Annotated in this window: 9 protein-coding genes; 4 read left to right on the plus strand and 5 right to left on the minus strand. The window is 42.4% G+C overall.

Annotated elements, in window-relative coordinates; all coding sequences use genetic code 11:
• The first annotated feature begins 2 nt into the window (after positions 1 to 2).
• Positions 3 to 4,070 (plus strand): chemotaxis protein CheB, encoded by a 4,068-nt coding sequence (locus MTO98_RS30935; protein WP_243483128.1) that lies wholly within the window; start codon positions 3 to 5, stop codon positions 4,068 to 4,070.
• A 589-nt stretch (positions 4,071 to 4,659) separates the two neighbouring features.
• On the opposite strand, the gene MTO98_RS30940 is transcribed toward MTO98_RS30935, so the two are convergent.
• On the minus strand, positions 4,660 to 4,851 hold the full coding sequence (locus MTO98_RS30940) for a hypothetical protein (RefSeq protein ID WP_243483130.1): 192 nt from the start codon (positions 4,849 to 4,851) through the stop codon (positions 4,660 to 4,662).
• Between the two features lie 843 nt (positions 4,852 to 5,694).
• Here MTO98_RS30940 and MTO98_RS30945 point away from each other — a divergent pair.
• Positions 5,695 to 8,277 carry a CheR family methyltransferase gene (locus tag MTO98_RS30945; protein ID WP_243483132.1) on the plus strand — a complete coding sequence of 861 codons (2,583 nt, stop codon included), beginning with the start codon at positions 5,695 to 5,697 and terminating at the stop codon, positions 8,275 to 8,277.
• 501 nt (positions 8,278 to 8,778) lie between these two features.
• On the opposite strand, the gene MTO98_RS30950 is transcribed toward MTO98_RS30945, so the two are convergent.
• From MTO98_RS30950 to MTO98_RS30965, 4 genes are all read right to left on the minus strand, one after another.
• A complete protein-coding gene (locus tag MTO98_RS30950; protein WP_243483134.1) occupies positions 8,779 to 9,534 on the minus strand; it encodes an SDR family oxidoreductase in 756 nt (251 codons plus the stop codon).
• 81 nt (positions 9,535 to 9,615) lie between these two features.
• Positions 9,616 to 10,038 carry a cupin domain-containing protein gene (locus MTO98_RS30955; RefSeq protein WP_243483136.1) on the minus strand — a complete coding sequence of 141 codons (423 nt, stop codon included), beginning with the start codon at positions 10,036 to 10,038 and terminating at the stop codon, positions 9,616 to 9,618.
• A gap of 268 nt (positions 10,039 to 10,306) precedes the next feature.
• Entirely contained in the window at positions 10,307 to 11,065 is a 759-nt protein-coding gene (locus MTO98_RS30960) for an SDR family oxidoreductase (protein ID WP_114941186.1), read from the minus strand.
• A 285-nt stretch (positions 11,066 to 11,350) separates the two neighbouring features.
• A complete protein-coding gene (locus MTO98_RS30965; protein WP_243483138.1) occupies positions 11,351 to 14,032 on the minus strand; it encodes a sigma 54-interacting transcriptional regulator in 2,682 nt (893 codons plus the stop codon).
• 420 nt (positions 14,033 to 14,452) lie between these two features.
• Between MTO98_RS30965 and MTO98_RS30970 the strand changes: the two genes are divergently transcribed.
• Positions 14,453 to 16,354, plus strand: a complete 1,902-nt coding sequence (locus MTO98_RS30970; protein WP_243483140.1) for a sigma 54-interacting transcriptional regulator — start codon at positions 14,453 to 14,455, stop codon at positions 16,352 to 16,354.
• Positions 16,355 to 16,422: 68 nt separating this feature from the next.
• On the plus strand, positions 16,423 to 18,753 hold the full coding sequence (locus tag MTO98_RS30975; protein WP_243483142.1) for a sensor histidine kinase: 2,331 nt from the start codon (positions 16,423 to 16,425) through the stop codon (positions 18,751 to 18,753).
• Positions 18,754 to 18,900 lie beyond the last annotated feature (147 nt).

The following is an 18,900-nucleotide window of genomic DNA, read 5'->3' on the forward strand; positions in this document are numbered from 1 at the left end:
ACGTGGCTGCTCCAAAACATATCACTTTTCCGGAAGCAACTTCGCTGGACCGATATATTGTTGCTATTGGCGCATCGGCCGGTGGGCTGGAAGCTATTCACGAGTTTTTTGATCATATGCCCCAGGATTCGGGGCTAACCTTTATCGTAATACAGCATTTATCGCCGGACTATAAAAGCCTGTTGGTTGAACTGGTTGCCAAGCATACTCAAATGAAAGTTGCCGAAGCAGCCAATGATATGACCTTACAGCGCAACTGCGTCTATATCATTCCCAATAAAAAGCTGATGACCATTAAAGGCCATAAGCTGAAGCTCGCTGACAAGGTTAAAGACAAATCGCCGAATACAGCGATCGACACCTTTTTCTTCAGCCTGGCCAGCGATAAAAAGGATAAAGCTATAGCGGTCATCTTATCCGGAACCGGAACTGACGGCACCAAAGGTATCGAGGCCATCAAAGATGCGGGGGGCATGGTTATCGTCCAGGAACCTGCTACCGCAAAATTCGACGGCATGCCCAACAGTGCCATCACCTCGGGCAATGCTGATTTTATCCTGCCACCCGCGAAGATGAACGAGGAACTGCGCAATTTTATCAGCCAGCAAATCAGTCCTGACCTGCCGGGCAAACATATCGATGATAAGCTACTCGACGAGTTGTTCCAGCTGGTCAGTACCAGCAGCGGACAGGATTTTAACCTTTATAAGACACCGACAATTCTGCGCCGGATCGCCCGTCGTATGCTGGCTGTCGATATTGCCAACGTAAAAGATTATGTAGCCTACCTGCACAATCATGAACAGGAGGTCAAACTGCTGGCCAAGGATTTTTTGATCGGGGTTACGAAGTTCTTCCGGGACAAGGCCGCCTTCGAAGTGCTGGCCAAAGATATTATTCCTGAAATTATAGCTCATAAACAGGACGGTGAATTGCTCAAGGTGTGGGTTTGTGCGTGCAGTACCGGTGAGGAGGCGTATTCCATCGCCGTGCTGATCAATGATTGCGTTAAGAAATCCGGCAAGCAACTGGATATTAAAATATTTGCCACCGATGTAGACGAAACCAGCATTGAGATCGCGGGGAAGAACAGTTATCCCTTAAGTGTAGCTAAAGAGATTCCTGCCGAACTGCTGAAGAAATATTTTGTTAAAGACCGTGAAGCTTATTCTGTCATTCCGTCTATCCGTAAACAGATCGTATTCGCCAGGCACAACGTCATCAAGTCGCCGCCGTTTATCAAGAACGACCTGGTAACTTGCCGGAACATGCTGATCTACATGAACACTTTGTTGCAGCAGAAAGTAATTGCAACTTTTCATTATTCGCTGGTGAAAGACGGTTTTTTGTTTTTAGGTTCCAGTGAAAATGCTGCCGGGATCAAAGAAGGGATCACCGAAATATCCGGTCGCTGGAAAATCTACCAGAAAACCGGTACTATTAATTATGGCCTGCACCATACTTACACCTCAGTCAGCCCGTCTCTTAAGCTCAAAGTAAAAGAGAAAGAAAGTGTACCGGAGCCGGAAAAATCACCGGAACAGGAATTTATTGACTTATTGGCGGAAGAATCGGGGCCTGTAGCTGTATTCATTGACAAACATTTTACAGTCAAAGAAACAATCGGTAACTATCGCCGCTATCTGCACCTGCCTGAGAAAAAAATCGACCTTAACATCCTGAACCTTGTTAATAAAGAAATAGCCATTGTACTGAACACAGCAATCCGCAGGGCCTGGAAGGAACATAAAAAAACATATCTCAACAGGGTTCGATTGAAGCTTAAAGAAGAAGAAGCCTTCCTTCAGATCGTGATCAAACCGCCCGGCTCATCTTCACAGCGTGGATTAACCCTGATCATGTTCACTGAGATCAAAGGGGAACTAAGTGATAAAGACGGGATCGATCTGAGCTTTGCTGGTACAGACCAACATCAGGAGCACTTGCTTGAGGTGGAAGCCGAACTAAATGAAACCCGCGCCAACCTGCAAATGGCGGTAGAGGAAATGGAGACGACCAACGAAGAGTTGCAGTCGAGTAACGAAGAACTCTTATCTGCCAATGAAGAACTTCAATCAGGCAATGAAGAATTGCAGTCCTTGAATGAAGAGCTTCATACGCTGAATACCGAACACCAGGCTAAGATTCGTGAACTGATCGAACTAAACGACGACCTTGACAATTATTTTAAAAGTACAGATATCGGCCAGATTTTTATAGATGGAAACCTGCATATCCGGAAATTTAATCCGGCTGCCGTTAAATTGGTTAACCTTATCGAGGCAGACATAGGCCGTCCTATCAATCATATTTCGAGCAATATTCAGTATGATAATCTGGTGAATGATATTCACATGGTTTTATCTGATGCCCAGGTTGTTGAAAAAGAAGTGCAGCTTAAGAACGGAACGACTAACCTGATGCGCATCATGCCTTATGTCCGTAAGGATAAAAAGCGGGACGGTGTGGTAATTTCCTTTATCGATATCTCTGTCATTACAGAGTTGAACAATATTATTTCAGGCGTATTTAATGCAAGTTCTGCAGCCATTCTGGCTTTTAAAGAAGTGCGCAATCACCACAAAGTCATCGATTACCAATGTATTGCTTATAACAATACAGCATTGGCATTAGTTGGAAAAACAGTCGATGACCTTTCAACAAAGCCTTCATTACATTCTTTCGAGGATTTGGAATCCATTAGTTTCGAGGAATTAGCTAAAGTGATCGAAACCGGAAAGGCGCTGCAATCTGAATTGAAGGCCCATAACGATAAATGGTACCAGGTGGTAACTGCCAAAATGAACGACGGTTTTGTGGTGAGCCTGAATGACGTGACCGATCGGAAAATCGCAGAACAAAAACTTCGTAAAAATTACCAGGAATTAATCACAGCACGCGAAGGGCTCAAGACGCTTAACCTGGAGTTAGAAGACCGGGTGACGGAACGCACACAAAAACTCTCGGAAAGTGAGGAACGTTTTAACCTGGTAGCAAAGGCAACCAACGATACGATCTGGGACTGGGACCTGGTGAGTAATACAATGTGGAGGAGCGAGAATTTTACAACCATGTTCGGTTATCCCCGTGATGAAGAAACTAACCGGATCAGTTTTTGGTTTGACAAAGTTCATCCCGAAGACCGTGACCGCATACAGGATACCGTTTATGAGGCAATCAATGATCATGCGAAGAACTGGTCCGCAGAATACCGTTTTTTAAAATCAGATGGTGATTATGCCTACATCCTTGACCGGGGCAGTATCCTGGAAGATGAATTTAAAACGCCTTACCGCCTGGTTGGATCGATCATTGATATCACCAGTCAAAAAGCTATTGAGATTGAACTGATCAAGGCCCAGACCGCGACCGAAGAACTCATGCGTAAAAAGGATGAGTTTATGAGCATAGCCAGCCATGAACTAAAAACCCCGGTAACAAGTTTGAAAGGTTCTCTGCAGATCCTGCAACGAATAGCTGGAAAACTGGACCCAAAAGATCAAATGGTTTCGTTCATCAATAAAGCAGAAAGGCAAACTCAAAAAATGACCGCTTTACTCAATGACCTACTTGATGTAACCAAAATCCAAGAAGGTAAATTACAGTTGAATTATAGCACTTTTGATGCTTGTCAGATGGTGAAGGAAAGTGTAGATGAAGTTGGCTTGCAGAATAATTCACACCGTTTGATTTTTGAAGACGAATGTGTGCTAGAGATAATAGCTGATCGTACGCGTTTGGAGCAGGTGGTCAATAACTTTTTGACAAATGCCATAAAATATTCCCCTGAAGCCAAAGAGGTTCTGATCAATTGCCGCATTGAAAAAGATCAATTCGTAGCGGAAGTTAAAGACTACGGCATTGGCATTCCCCCCAATAAGAGGGAATTCCTCTTTGACCGCTTTTACCGTGTCCAGGAATCGTCGTCCCATTTTTCAGGTCTTGGCCTCGGTCTTTATATTTCTGCAGAAATTGTCCGTCGCCATGATGGCAGTATTGGTGTAAAGGACAACAATGGCCAGGGTTCGACTTTCTGGTTTAGGGTGCCGGTAAAACCTAAAACCCGATGAACTTTTCTATAAGGCTTTTATTGGGTTGGGCGCTAATGACAGTGCCGCTTTGAATATTGCCTATCAGCTGGATAAAAATATGGTCGCTTGTTTGTTTTTATGAGCCGCTATGCGAAATCTTATGTAAAAGAGCGTTGGAAGGCACACCCTTGCAATGCGCCGAAGATATTACCGCTTTGGCCATCCTTTTTACGCATACCCGTTTGTCAAAAAGTGAATCATCTCCGTGAGACTGACGATTGCTGAAAATTCACGTTGCAATATCTTTTACAAAAACTGGAAAACTTTCATTTGGAGCAATACTTAAAAAAGAGCATTATTAACAAGGAAGATCTTAAAAAATAGCAGCAGAAATTGTACCGGAACAATGACGAACCTTCAAAAGAGCGGGGAATAGTGTGGTCAATGGCACCTTATTCTCTAATATCGCTTCGCTAACCTAGATCAAATCAAGCACATTTAATAAGCTTGATTTCAATTTGCTTATGCATTCAATAGTAATGTATTTACTATCTTTCCGTTAAGATTTGCGCCTCCATTTTCAGGCAGAAAAAACTGGTGAGCCACGCGGTGAGTCGATTTTTAAAAATCACATAATAAACTGAAAACCAAAATGATACATAGAATATCCTGAACCCTCCTTGAAAGTACCGGTGCTTAAACCGGCTTCAACACCGTAGCTTAATTTAATGCTCCTTGAAGAGCCATCTTGCGCCTTTGCAGTTAATATGTTACCAAATAATACGGCTACCAATACTGCTGTTGTCATTTTTGTTTTCATGGTTTCTGTTGTTTGATTAATAAATTATTTATATAATATGTAAAAGAGATCGAGCGCCTTTAGAAAGAGGGTGAAATAGCTTGCACTTAAGAATTTTTTTAAGTTGGTGATTGGGGCTTTGGTAACTTGCGTTTTCATTTGTCTTCTTGATAAAAGTTCTTCGATCAATTTTGGCATATCAAATACATAACTCATTCCAATACATTAAACAATTGACATACTGGTAGTTACTATAAAAAAGAACATCTTAAACCAAACGATATTTCGCCAATTCTATATTATTGGCCCGCCTTTGGAACTTCGATAGAAAGGAAATTCAGTGATGATAAATAATTGCAAATGGGCCTGCTATAGCAGGAGATCCGCTCACATACCTGTTTGCCATTACCTATGATTATATGCATACCGGGAACTTGTCTTTAACGAAATAACATCGCGCGTGAACGATACCCATTTGCATCTTTGCAACTTATAAAAGCTTCGCAATTGGACACTATATCGCAGAAGTTCCGAAAAGATTAATCCCGCATGGGACAACCGGTGAACAGTGATGAGATCGCGCATATCTCTAAAATATTGAAGTAGTATCCGGGATATCTCACTGGAAATCCCGGAACGCGTTGACAGAAAGGATTTGTCGTGACAAAAAAAACTCTTTATTTTACAGAAAGTATTCTGCAAAATAAAGAGTTGTAAATTTAGCTCAGTTGATGATCTTATTTACCATTCGCCGCCGATTCGATCACGGCTGCAACTGCCTTTGCCTGGGTCATGAATAAAGTATGCCCACCACTTACATTGGTGATCTTCGCCTTTGTTCTTTCATTCATCATCAAAGAATATTTGATAAAAAACGGCATCACGTTAAATATTAAAATATTTGCGACCGATATCAACCAACACGCCTTAAACCAAGCATCCCGCGGAATTTACAAAGCACAATCCCTCAGCTCCGTATCTGCTGAACGAAAACAAAGCTTTTTTGATGAAGCCGAATTCGGCTTCAAGATCAAACCAGAAATACGGAGTATGCTTGTATTTGCACAGCATGACCTTACCCGTAATCCCCCTTATTGCAACCTCGACCTGATATCTTGCCGTAACATGCTTATATATGTTAAGCCGTCGCTGCAAAAAATCATCTTATCAAAGTTTACTTTTGGCTTAAAGAAGCATGCATTTTTGTTTTTAGGTTCCAGCGAAAATATTTCTGGCTTCAAAGATGATTATACGGAAATCAGCGCCAAATGGAATATTTACCAAAGAACCGATAGTATAAAGAAATTCGGCTTTGAAAGTTACTTACCCCCTGCCCTAACGGGTATAAATTTTAATGGTGTGCAAAAATCAAACCAGTCCCCTCAACAATTTTCCTCAATATCTTTGGCACCAGACCTATCAGAATTGATACTCCTGGAATCCGGTTACTGCGGTGTTAGCACAGACGAAGAATTAAAAGTTTTGCAGGCTTACGGAGACCTCTCTTTATATCTGAAAAAGGAATTTTTTAACAACAATTTACCGGAATTGCTTCCCGAGCCTTTAATGCTGGCATTGCGGGCTGCAGCCCAAAAAGCGCTGCTTCATTCTGAGCGTCAAAAAATTTCCGGTATTGTGTTCTCACTTGACGATTCGAAAATTCAACGTAGCACCAATTTGATTGTTAGTCCTTTCATTGATAAAAAATCAAGAAAGAGAGGCTTGCTGATACTCTTTGAAGGAAATCATGCCATTTCTGAAAGTGACCTGTCAAGTCCTTTTGATATGGATAAAGTGACCAAGGAGCATATAGAGCACCTTGAAAGCGAATTAATCCGTCTTAAGGAAGAACTTCAGACAGCGAATGATTATCTTGAGTCGTCGCAGGAGTCAATGCAGGCTTATAACGAAGAGTTGCTTTCAGCAAATGAAGAAATGCAGAGTGCGAATGAAGAGATGCAATCTATTAACGAAGAGTTGGAGTCCATTAATAACGAACACAAATACACCATTCAGGAACTGACCTCGGTTAACAATGATTTAAATAACTATTTCAGAAACAATGCAAATAGCCAACTGATCGTAGATCGGGATCTTCTGTTAAAAAAATATTCTCCTGGCGCAGTTAAGCATATCAATATCCAGGAGGGTGACATCGGACGTCCACTCAGTAATATAACCACGAATATCAAACTGGAAACAATCTTAGACGACATCAGGAAAGTTATTTCCAGCGGTGAGACGATTATGCGCGAAGTCGAATCGTTAAACGGAAACTATTATCACGTACTGACTAGTCCTTACATTAAGCAAAAAGAAAAGATAATAGATGGTGCAATCATTTCTTTCTACAATGTTACGGAACTGAGAAATACACGAAAAGAGTTAGATCATAGCAATAATATATTGCGGCTTGCTACGGAATCGGCGGAAATGGCAACCTGGTCCATTAATCTAGGTACCATGGAATTTATCCCGTCTCCGAGACTTAAAAAATTATTCGGCTTCAATGTTGATGAAGACATGTCATTGGAAATGTCCATCAATCAAATCAGTGTAGAATACCGCTCGCTATTTTCGGAAGCTATGGCCGATACAATGGCCAGTGATAAAAAATTTGAATTAGAATTTTCTTTAAGAGGTTATCGGGACGGCGACTTGCGCTGGATCCGGGCCATTGGAAACGTTTCACCGCAGATCGTTGGGGAAACATCCTATTTTATCGGGTTCATGCATGATATCAGCGAGCAAAAGCTGAATGATATCCGAAAGTATGATTTTATAGCTATGGCAAGTCATGAACTTAAAACCCCCCTTACCGCTATCGAGGGTTCGCTCAAATTGCTGACAGGAAATTTACAGGACACGGAAACAAATGCTTTCGCATTGAAAAATGCCAATATTCAATTAAAACGGATGTTTCGGTTAGTGAACGGATTTCTCAACGTCTCAAAAATCAGCGTCGGCAATTTTACGGTCAACAGGAACGTTTTTGAGATCGGAGCATTAATCAGGGAAAGTTTTGCGGAAGTTAAGCTGCTTGCAAGTAATCATATAATAAACTTTCACCCTGCATCGCTCATTGAAGTAGTCGCAGACCGCGAAAAGATCGGACAGGTAATTAATAATATTTTATCGAACGCTGTTAAGTTTTCACCCGAGCAAAGTACTATCGAGATCAATTATCGAAAAACTAAAGGCTATTTGGAGGTCTCCGTTAAGGACAACGGAATGGGCATAAAAAGTCATGATTTGCCAAAGTTATTTGAACGATTTTATAGAATTGAAAATGTCCCCACTCAAGTCATCCCAGGATTCGGCATAGGCTTATATATGTCTGCGGAGATCATCAGGCTTCATAAAGGGAAGATTTGGGCAGAAAGTGAATTTGGTAAAGGGTCCATTTTCTCTTTTATGATACCGCTAAATCCTGAAGGCTTGAATTGATCATTTTGAAAGCCTTTTATTAATGCTCTTAATCCGGCACGAACCAGTTGTTGCTTACTGTTATGCATGAACCATTTAGTTTCGTTTATTTAGATATTCCGGAAGGCTTGACTAGGGTATTCAGTGCGCTTTGGAGCAACGGGTTGTTTAAGCAATCAAGAAACTCACAATAGTAATCAATAAATGACTTGGTCACCGTGTTACTGAAGCTGTTTGCTTTTTGGCAGCGCATCAAATGTATAAATGCCGCGCATGACTATTCCGGGTATACCGCTATGCCATTTGATCCGCTTATCATAAAAATGCAAAACCTGCACTCAATAAAATATTTTTTCGCAAACAGCTTTGGTAAGAATTTGCGATTTAAAAGTCCTCTAAAAAAAACAAATTTTCCGGTCGTTTTCGGCCGGAAAATACAAAGTGGTCTGCATAATAAATACAAACCATAATTTGGGGATAAAAAGACAGGAGTGCTTATTTCTCTCGTCCGGTACCCATAATTTAATTTTTTGCCGCGTTACTGGCAAGCCACTGTGAGAAACTTGTTTTACCTGTATAAGCCTCTCCTGCCGGAACCAGCGCCGACTGCGGAACCGGAGCAGCAATGTATACTCTATCGTTGTTGGCGATCACAGTACGCTGATCATTACCGGCTTTCAGGTAATCTTCGGCAAAGAGATCCATACCTTTACGATCAGGGCCGGCTATATCAATGGTAGTATTAGCAGGTTCCTCCAGAGCAAACCGGGCGATCAGCGAAGCTACATCTGCAGCAGCGATCGGCTGAAAATCCAGTTTTGAAAGATGGACAACTGTCCCTTGGGTCGCTATACTAGTTAAAGTAGGGACGAATTCATGAAACTGGGTGCTCCTGACGATTGTATAGGGTATGCCAGAAAGTTTTACAGTATCTTCCTGAACCTTTTTCGCCTTCATGTAACCAATTTTTTGCATGAGATCGATGCCAACGATAGACAATACAAGGTAATGTCCGATATCAGCCTTTTTACCGGCTCGGACCAGATTAGCGCTGGCAGTCCTAAAAAAATCCATAACAGGCTCATCTTCAAATGTTGCAGAGTTAATAAGATCGAGAACAACATCGGTCCCTTCGAATGCTGCGTCCAGACCTTCACCGGTGATCGCATTGATGCCGGCGGATGGAGATGCCGCAAAGACGGTATGACCAGCGTTCTGTAATTCCTGAGAGACCTTAGAGCCGATCAGCCCGGTCCCCCCAATAATTAAGAATTTCATAAGAATCGGTTTATTGCATGTTTATATGAGAAATAAAATATGATGATGCCTGCACTTATCGGTATCATCCTTTAAAGAAATTTATTTTTTTTCAGGAACTAAGAACGGTTTTCCTGCGTCCCCTACGAATATGGCGAGTAATTTGGCCGGTTTAGTTTTGCTGACATTACGTGTTCCGTTATGCAAACCATTAGGCTCCTCATAAAAAGTATCACCTGCTTTGTAACGGTAAACCTTACCCTCGAAAGTGGATTCGAGTTCCCCTTCAAGAACATAACCGAAGGTTGGGATCGGATGACGATGACCGGAAGACTGTTCACCGGGACCAAATGTTACGACAACCATTTTAAACTCCTGGTTTTTAAGAGACTCAGTGTTCAGTATCTTTGAGAAAATAACCTTTGGAGGTGTCGCAGTTACCGTTTCATGTTCAGCATGTTGGGCACTGACTTTATTAGCAAAAAATGTGGCCAAAAGGATTACTGGCAAAATTATTTTTTTCATTTTATTTAATGTTTATGCAATTGATTGTTGCAATTGCTGTTGCAAATTTATTTCAGGTTTTGACCATCTGATGGTCCAGGCATTCTAAAAAAATGGTCCAGAACGCTATTCGTTGGATCCGGGCAACTTCTTCTTGGTATGTGATCTCAACGACTAAAGAATGCCGCCACCCTGTTCTCAACGACACATAAAAACAATGAATGAACCATACACCTTTCGGCGCAAAAACAAAAATATCGCTCAAACCGGGCAGCAGGCATTTCCTTCATCAGGCGTTTAGAGATTTCGCAGAAGATTCCGCAAACCAGGAATCAAATGTTTGTGCGGCAACCCAATCGGGAAATTCTGGTGACAGACGCGCATCATTTACGAAAACACCGTCATACCCTATTTTGTCATCAGTGATTACTTTTCGGCTGTCCCCTATTTTCTGAAGATAGCGTGCAACGATTTCCGGAAGAATGAATCGTTCTGGACCAGCTATGTTTTTGATCCCGTTCAACGGGGCAGATAATGCAGTCTTAGCAAGCTCAAAAGCGACGTCTGCAGATGAAATTGGCTGAACAGTTGCCGGAGTAAGGTGAATTATACCCTCCTGGGTATAGAGATCTGCAAGAGTACCTAGAAATTCAAAAAACTGGGTTGCTCTGACAATGGTGTAAGGAATACCACTGTTTCTGACAATCGATTCCTGGTTTGCCTTCGCACGGAAATAATTGCTTTCTGTAAGTTGCGGAGTACCTACAATAGAGAGCACAATATAATGCTTTACCCCGGCCTTTCTTGCCGCTTCCACAAGGTTGTTGCCCGAAGTCTCAAAAAACTGCAGCGATTCGTTATAAACCGGCGCATTTGAAACGTCGACAATAACTTCAGCGCCTGAAAGCGCATCAGCAAGGCCTTCGCCCGTAACGCTGTTAATTCCGTTTGCCGGCGCAGCAGCTATCACTTCGTAATGATGCAGCCTCAGATTGCTCACCAGTTGGGTCCCGATCATTCCGGTTCCACCTATGACTATTATTTTCATATTAAGAATTATTTTTTTGCCTCCGTTCAATCGAAGCACAACTTGATTTCCCCAGAGAACGCAAGTGACATTCCAGTTTTTTAAAAAAACTGATTACCAATTAATTACAATAAAGCACTGCAGATATTCCACGCTATATAAAGCGGATTTCATTCCACGCACGATATTTGGCTACCTTTTGTATACCGCTAAAAAAACCGGATCGCTCCGGTTTTCAACAATTAAATGTGACGGGTGATTAGGATGGGTAAGGTATATTTCCTGACGGTGCTGAGTTCCTATTAGTTATAAGGTATGACCTCTTTTAATGCCTAACCGCCTCATTTTGGAATTCAGAGTCGTGGGGGGGACGCCAAGAATCTCTGCAGCGTTTCCGATGCCGGCAATCCTTCCGCCGCAATGGTTTAATATATTGAGGATGTGCTGGCGCTCGTGCTCATCGATAGTTCTTAGTATTACCTGTTCTTCTTTTCCAGGTACAAATACTTGCTCTACTTTCATAAGCGGCAGAGGAACCTGTTTGATGATATTCGTGTTTGCTAGTAAAATACTTCGTTCGATCATATGCTCGAGCTCGCGAATGTTTCCAGGCCAATGATACCTTTTCAGGTCTAAAAGAGCATTTGGTCCTATTCCCTGAATATTTTTACCGCATCTTTTACTATACTTTTCGATGAAATGATTGACCAGCACCTCTATATCATCGCGCCTTTCACGTAAAGGAGGGAGGCTGATCGGAAATATATTCAAACGATAATACAAATCCTTTCTGAAACGCCCGGCAGACATTTCCTCTTCCAAGTCCCTGTTCGTTGCTGCAATAATCCGGACATCTACGGCTATGGTTGTTTTCCCGCCTACCCGCTCGATCTCTTTTTCCTGCAGAGCCCGCAGAAGTTTTACCTGAAGATCCAGCGGCATTTCACCTACCTCATCAAGAAAAAGCGTACCGCCATGAGCGAGTTCGAACTTACCGATCCGCCTTTCTGTCGCTCCTGTAAAACTTCCTTTCTCATGACCAAAAAGTTCACTCTCGATTAGATTCGGTGGAATTGCGGCACAATTAACCTTGATCATCAGTTTATTCTTTCGTGGAGAATTATTGTGTATAGCCCGGGCAAACAATTCCTTTCCCGTTCCGGTTTCTCCAAGGATCAACACAGTACTGCTCGACCTTGCTACTTGTGAAACCAAATGGTATACACTACGGAGGGATTTACTCGTTCCGACGATCTCAGAATTATTGAGAAGTGTACTGATCTCTTCAAAAAGATAGGTTTTTTCTACTTCCAAACGCTGCCTGTAGCGATCCGTTTCCTTAAGTTGGTTTTCGAGCTTTTGATGCGCCGTTATGTTGGTGATGATGATGCCTAATTGAGAACAAAAACTGTCGAATATTTGTCGTTCAGCACTGATTGCGCGCATTCCTTCGCAGGTCATCAGTAAAATACCAACCGCTTCATCGCCTATCGTGATCTTTGCTCCGACAAGCACATCATCGTCTGTCGGCGTGAGCAGGTCCTGAAAAACAGAATTTTCAAGAGTATTAGCAGGAAATCTCAACGGGGTAGGACTTTTCATGATTTCCCTGAAGAGCTCGTGATCCAGGGAAATCTCATTCGCACCATTAGAACGGAATGCCTGATTATTTACGAATTCATGCGCATGGTCGTAGAAAAAAAGTCGACAGGAAGACCGATCCTCCGAAATAACCGTTATTGCAAACTCTCGGACCTGCAACAACTCCTGAATTTGTTTTTTGATAATCTGGGACAGTAACCGGATATCTTTAGTCATTCTTAACTCAATTCCGAAAGATAACATGGTCGATTTTAGCCAAAGTAATTTATTGACTTGCTGCAACGCAAGAATATTGGAAACAGCTACCGAGATCTGATGACCGATACCCGTTAATAACGCCATCGTATCGTTGTTTAACTGCGTCGCTTTGTCGAAAAAGAAAACAAGAATACCCAGTGTTTTTTCTTCAGTTCGAAAGCCATGCCCCCACAATACTTTGATTCCACATTCCTTGTTGACCCGCAGGTAGACTGGCAAATCTTCCGACGCGTAGTCCTCCAGATTAAAACTAACGGTATATGGCGTCGCACTCATTTTCCTGGTAAAAGCGTCATTTAATTCGAAGTTTTTCGTTTTTAATTTCGGATATTCCGGATGGTCTTTGGATTTTGAATGCGGATCCAGCGAAAAAAGATTGTAAGACTTTCTCGACTCATCATATAAAGCAATCGCCGTATGACTGAAACCAAGGTACTTTTTCAGATGCTGGCTTAAGGTCAGCTGCAACTGTTCCTGGTTCCGCACCTTGGCAATAGCAATACTAAGGGACAATAGGAGATCACGCTCTTCCTGTTGTTTACTGATTGTATTATTGACTGTTATTCGATTTACGGTTTGACTAACCTGGTCGCAAAAAAATTGCATAGATGGGGTCCTGAAAGAAACAGGCACCCTTATCCCTTCAAAAATAAACAGACAAACGCCGATTAGCTGCTTACCCAGCCGCAAACCGATAATTTGATGTAAAAACGAATCCTTGAAATATAATTTTTCTACAAAAAGGTCAATAGCCAAAGTTGATACCAGACGATCAATATCAATTGGTAGCTCCGAGGTAATCCCATTCCTGAATTGTTGCTCAAATCCACGGATATTATTAAAGGGAATTTCCGGCCTGAAACAAACCGGCACCATTCCCATTACCTGATCCTGTTCAAGAAAAATGTTTCTAAATGATGCTGTCTCCCGCGAAATCGCATAAATACAAAATTCTTTAATTCCCAATACCGGCGAGATGAGGCTTTTAAGCATTCCAAATAGTTCAGGCGCGGTTTGAATTGTAGCGAGAATTCTACTGAAGCTGGACAAAGAGTCCAGTCGTTCTGTTGATTCGGCAAGCCATGAGACATCTTCAATTGCCTGCGAAAAATTTAAAGCTCCTGACATAATTATGATAATTTTAGTAAACAGGTTATATACAATTCCCGTTAGAGCGACTCTAAAGGTGTGCCACATTTAAAAAGGTCTTATATGACCGTTTGGATTCCGTAACAGCCGAAATACCGTCTCTCAGGCAATTTCATCCGACTGCATATCGTCTGCAAGACACGATACCAGCCATGCCATATTTTAATCAATGCAGAATTATTTTTCCAAATTAAAAAGTGTTTGAAAAGTCGGGGATTTATCCCGAATTTAGGTGTATCTATCTTGAGGAATAAGAAAATTTAAAGTACTAATCACAAGCGTAAAACAAGACTATTTCATTCAGTTTTATACGTAATTGCTGTTTCGGATCACCGGGCAACAGGAAAGGGTAACTGAAAAATAACATGAGACTTACGTAAATAAACACCGGCATCTATTATGAAAAAAATACTGATCGTGGAGGACGAATCACTCGTTTCACAACATATCAAATCGGTATTATGGAATTCAGGCTTCAAAGTTAGCGGGATCGCAGATAACGTTGAAGAAGCCTTTGCATTGATCGAGGAGCATCATCCTGATCTCGTATTAATCGATATCCAGCTGAAAGGAGATCTTAACGGAATAGATCTCGCAAGGTCACTTACCTCCAAAAATCTACCTTTCGTCTTCCTGACAGCAAACTTTGAAGGAAAATTACTCGAACAGGCTAAAGAAACTTTGCCACTGGGTTTCATCGTCAAGCCTTTCCGGGAATATGACCTGTTGACGACATTGGACGTCGCATTTTACAGGCATGAGCACATGATGGATTCCAGATATAAAAATGAGCAGGAACTGAATATCAAATTAAAGAAAATTACAGATGAATCTGGCGATCTCAAGGCTTTGCTACTAAAGATTGCCGAAGCCATACAGCACCACGTTCCCTTTGACTACCTCAATATCGTAAAAATCAACACAGCTACTTCCGGCGAAGATCATGCAGGGTTACTAAGAATAGGTTTTGAGGAATATCAATATATTGAAGACGGAGGCTTTACAAACATAACAGGGTATACGTCAAATGAGATTCAAAATGATTTAAATAGCCGTAATACCTATAAAAAACCTCGAATATTCAAAGAAGCGGAATTTTCCAACCTGCTCCGGGGGAATACAAGAAGCCAGTTGATCTCCGATATATATAATATACAATCAGCATTCTTTTTTCCCATGGATACCGGGGAGCCAGTTGTCACCCGACTGGAGTTTTACAATCGCAGACCTAACATTTATACCATACAGCATGCAGTACTCTTAACCCGTACCCAGGCAACACTGGCGAACTTATTTACTGATACTGTCAATGGTAAAGATCATCAGGCGCTAAACGGGAAATTACAGACAATTACAACAATCAATTTTGACGGCATGGTCGGCCAAAGCCCGGAAATGTTATCGGTTTTGGACAAAATCGAGATTGTTGCTCCCCTGGATACTTCTGTTCTGATCCTGGGCGAAAGTGGCACAGGGAAGGAACGGATCGCCCGAAGCATTCATCAAAGATCGAACCGTAGGGACCGCCCGTTGACCGTGGTAAATTGCGCCTCTTTACCCGTGAACCTAGTTGAAACAGAACTTTTCGGCCACGAGAAAGGAGCGTTCACCGGTGCTGTTGAGCGGCGCTTAGGTAAATTTGAAATAGCAGACGGTGGAACTATTTTTCTTGACGAAATCGGTGAACTCTCGGTGGATATCCAAGTGAAATTTTTGAGGGTGCTCCAGGAGCAGGAGATCGACAGGATTGGCGGTAGGTCGCCGATCAAGATCGATGTCAGAATCATTGCAGCAACTAACCGTAAATTGGAAGCAGAGATGGAGGCGGGCCATTTCAGGCTAGATCTTTACTACCGGCTGTTCGTGTTCCCGATTACAATTCCGCCCCTTCGTGACCGGCCCGGAGATATTGTAGCATTAACCGAATATTTCGTTGACAGATATGCTAAAAAATATAAAAAAGCGATCAGTGGGGTTTCTAAAGAATTGATGGACCGGATGTCCACTTATCCCTGGCCTGGAAATGTAAGGGAGTTGGAACACTTTATTGAGCGCTCCGTACTTTTAACCAGAGGGATGCTCATCACAGATGCAGAACTACCTCAACAGGTGAAACCAACGGCACCCGGGCCGACATCACGCCCTGTGTTGAAGACTATTGATGAAAATGAAAGAGATTATATTCTTGCAGTGCTTGAAAATTGCCACGGGCGAATCCGCGGCGCCAAAGGTGCTGCCGAAATCATGGGTCTGCCGCCGACCACACTCCATTCTAAGATGAAGCGGCTGGGAATACGTTGAGAAATTTGCAGGTGTATCTGATGGCGGCTTTTTAACAAAACAAACGATAGATCAAAGAGAGAGACGGAATGCGCATCACTATTGGGAAATTACTGATTTGCCTTGCATTGGCAGCAATCTGGCTCAGCACATCAGCGCAAAACCGCGACCGGTTATTGCAGAATCTGAAAAGCTCTGGTGTTGACAGTAACCGGATCGTCACACTATTGAAACTGGGGAGATATTATCTGGATAAACCGGGTGATGATAAGATTGATATGGACAGCACAGCTTTCTATATCAATAAAGCTGCAAAGCTCAGTGAAGACCTGCACCTGACTTATTACGTTTATGAATGCGTTCTTGCTAATGCATGCCTCACTGCGACACTTCATGATTTTGAAAAGGCGAACCGGCTATTCACGCAAGCTGCCAGGTATTATGAAAACTCAGGGAACAAAAGAAAAGCTGCTGAGATTTGGGAATTATACGGTAACTGGATATGGTACGTGGATACAGAACATTCGGACTTCAGGGCAAAGGCTTACCTCAATGCTTACGGCATTCTGAGCAGCCTCAATGAAAAACAAAAAGCGGCTGACATTCTTGGACAGGTTGCCGATGCATACCTGCGCGCTGGCAAACTGGACGCGGCTGAGAAAGCAATAGAGTCGGCTATTGAGCAATATAAATTGCTAAAATATTCGAAAATCTATTACGGTTACTACATACTTGGCGAAATACTTTATCGGAAAAACGATATTAAAAAAGGGTTGATCGCAAGAATTGAAACTGCAAATAGTTTTAACAACGATCCGACGGGAAAACCGCTTGACGGAGCACGTTTTTATTTTAATCTCGCCGGAGCGTACTACAACGACATGCAAAACCAGAACGCGCTTGAGGCGTATGTGAGGTGTATGGAATATGCCTTGAAGGCGGGTGCAAAAGATTATTATTATTTGTCTGTGAGGGGCGCTGGATTATGTTACAGTAAATTACATCGTTTTCATGAAGGAATTACTTTCTTCGAAAACAATGATGACCGGTTTCCGAAGAAATCCCCGTATGACGAAATGTTAATACTCTCAGCAAAATTACAGCTTTATACACAGGGAGGGCAACTACAGAAAGCCGCTGCGCTCATCGGCCCGTTCCGAAATGTGGCTCATAAAGTCCTGGCTGACATTGGCAATCAGACTGAGTACTATAAGATTGACAATTACATTGCCATCTCAGACCCCCTTTTAAGATATTTTATAAAGGCTGGAAAATGGGATGAGTTTCTGAATTCCCTGAGGCAACTGGAATCTTTGCCGAAAACCGGTCAATCGATTCTGATCAAAAGGCGTATGCTGGATTATAGTTACACCCGGGATTCCATCAGCGGAAATCTGATGGCTGCGCTCCGAAGATACAGGCAAATTACGCGAATCAATGACTCTATCAACAATGCAGCGGCAACGAAACACATTCGGGAACTTGAGGCCAGGTATCGGTCTCTGGCTAAGGATAAAACGATCCAGGGTCTCCATAATGAATCGCTAATGCAGAAAGAACGGCTGCGGCGGCGATCAACGCAACTCTACGGCTCATTGATCGGCTCACTTCTGTTCCTTATTCTGACCTGTACTTTATATTATGCCTATAACCAGAAGAAAAAAGCAAACGTTGCGTTACGCAGCAAGCAGGCCCAAATCAATGAACAAAACCATCAGCTTTCTGCTCTTCTGACCGACAAGGAAACATTGATCGAACAAAAAGATTCGCTCCTTGTCGAAAAGGAGTTGTTGCTAAGAGAGGTCCACCATCGCGTAAAAAATAATCTCCAAATTGTCATTAGTCTGCTCTATAGCCAATCTTCCCATTCAAAGAACCCGGAAGCAATAAGGGCGATTCGTAATGTTCAGGATCAGATACAGTCGATCTCAATTATTCATCAAAAACTTTACAAAAAATCGGGAATCTCGACGATACGCCTGTCGGAATATGTTCAGGATCTCATCGGCTATCTTTCCGGAGTCTACATGCCCAAGCTCCGCAAGGTTAAAATCACCCAGGAATTGGATGTGATTGACCTCAATACTGGCCAGGCGGTACCGATTGGTCTAATCATGAATGAAGCGATCACAAATTCGATAAAGTATGCGTTTAGTGAGTCTGGTGGTGAAATAAAGATCATTGCCAAATACCTGCAGCCGCGGCTTGTTAAACTGGTTATCGCTGATAATGGGCCAGGATTCAGGGATATAATGAAAAATGATCCACCGTCACTTGGACTTGAAATGATGAAAGCCCTTGCCCGACAGATCAACGGGACCTTTGAATGGAAAAATGAAGGGGGGGCTTTGATTTCTATTGTATTCAAAATAAATAGCCATGAGTTCTCAATGCTGGAAACCGGGATCCTACCCAGGTAACAAAGCACGCCCAAGACTGAATATAACGCCATTTTATTACTTTCTTTTTCCTCCCATTTCCACATACCATTTCCATGCGGCTGCGACCAATCGTCACAGAGAGTAATCCCCGCGATATAACGCCATTGCTAGTCCGGACGACCTTTA

Origin of the sequence: Mucilaginibacter sp. SMC90 (assembly GCF_022811725.1) — a bacterium.
Lineage (GTDB): Bacteria > Bacteroidota > Bacteroidia > Sphingobacteriales > Sphingobacteriaceae > Mucilaginibacter.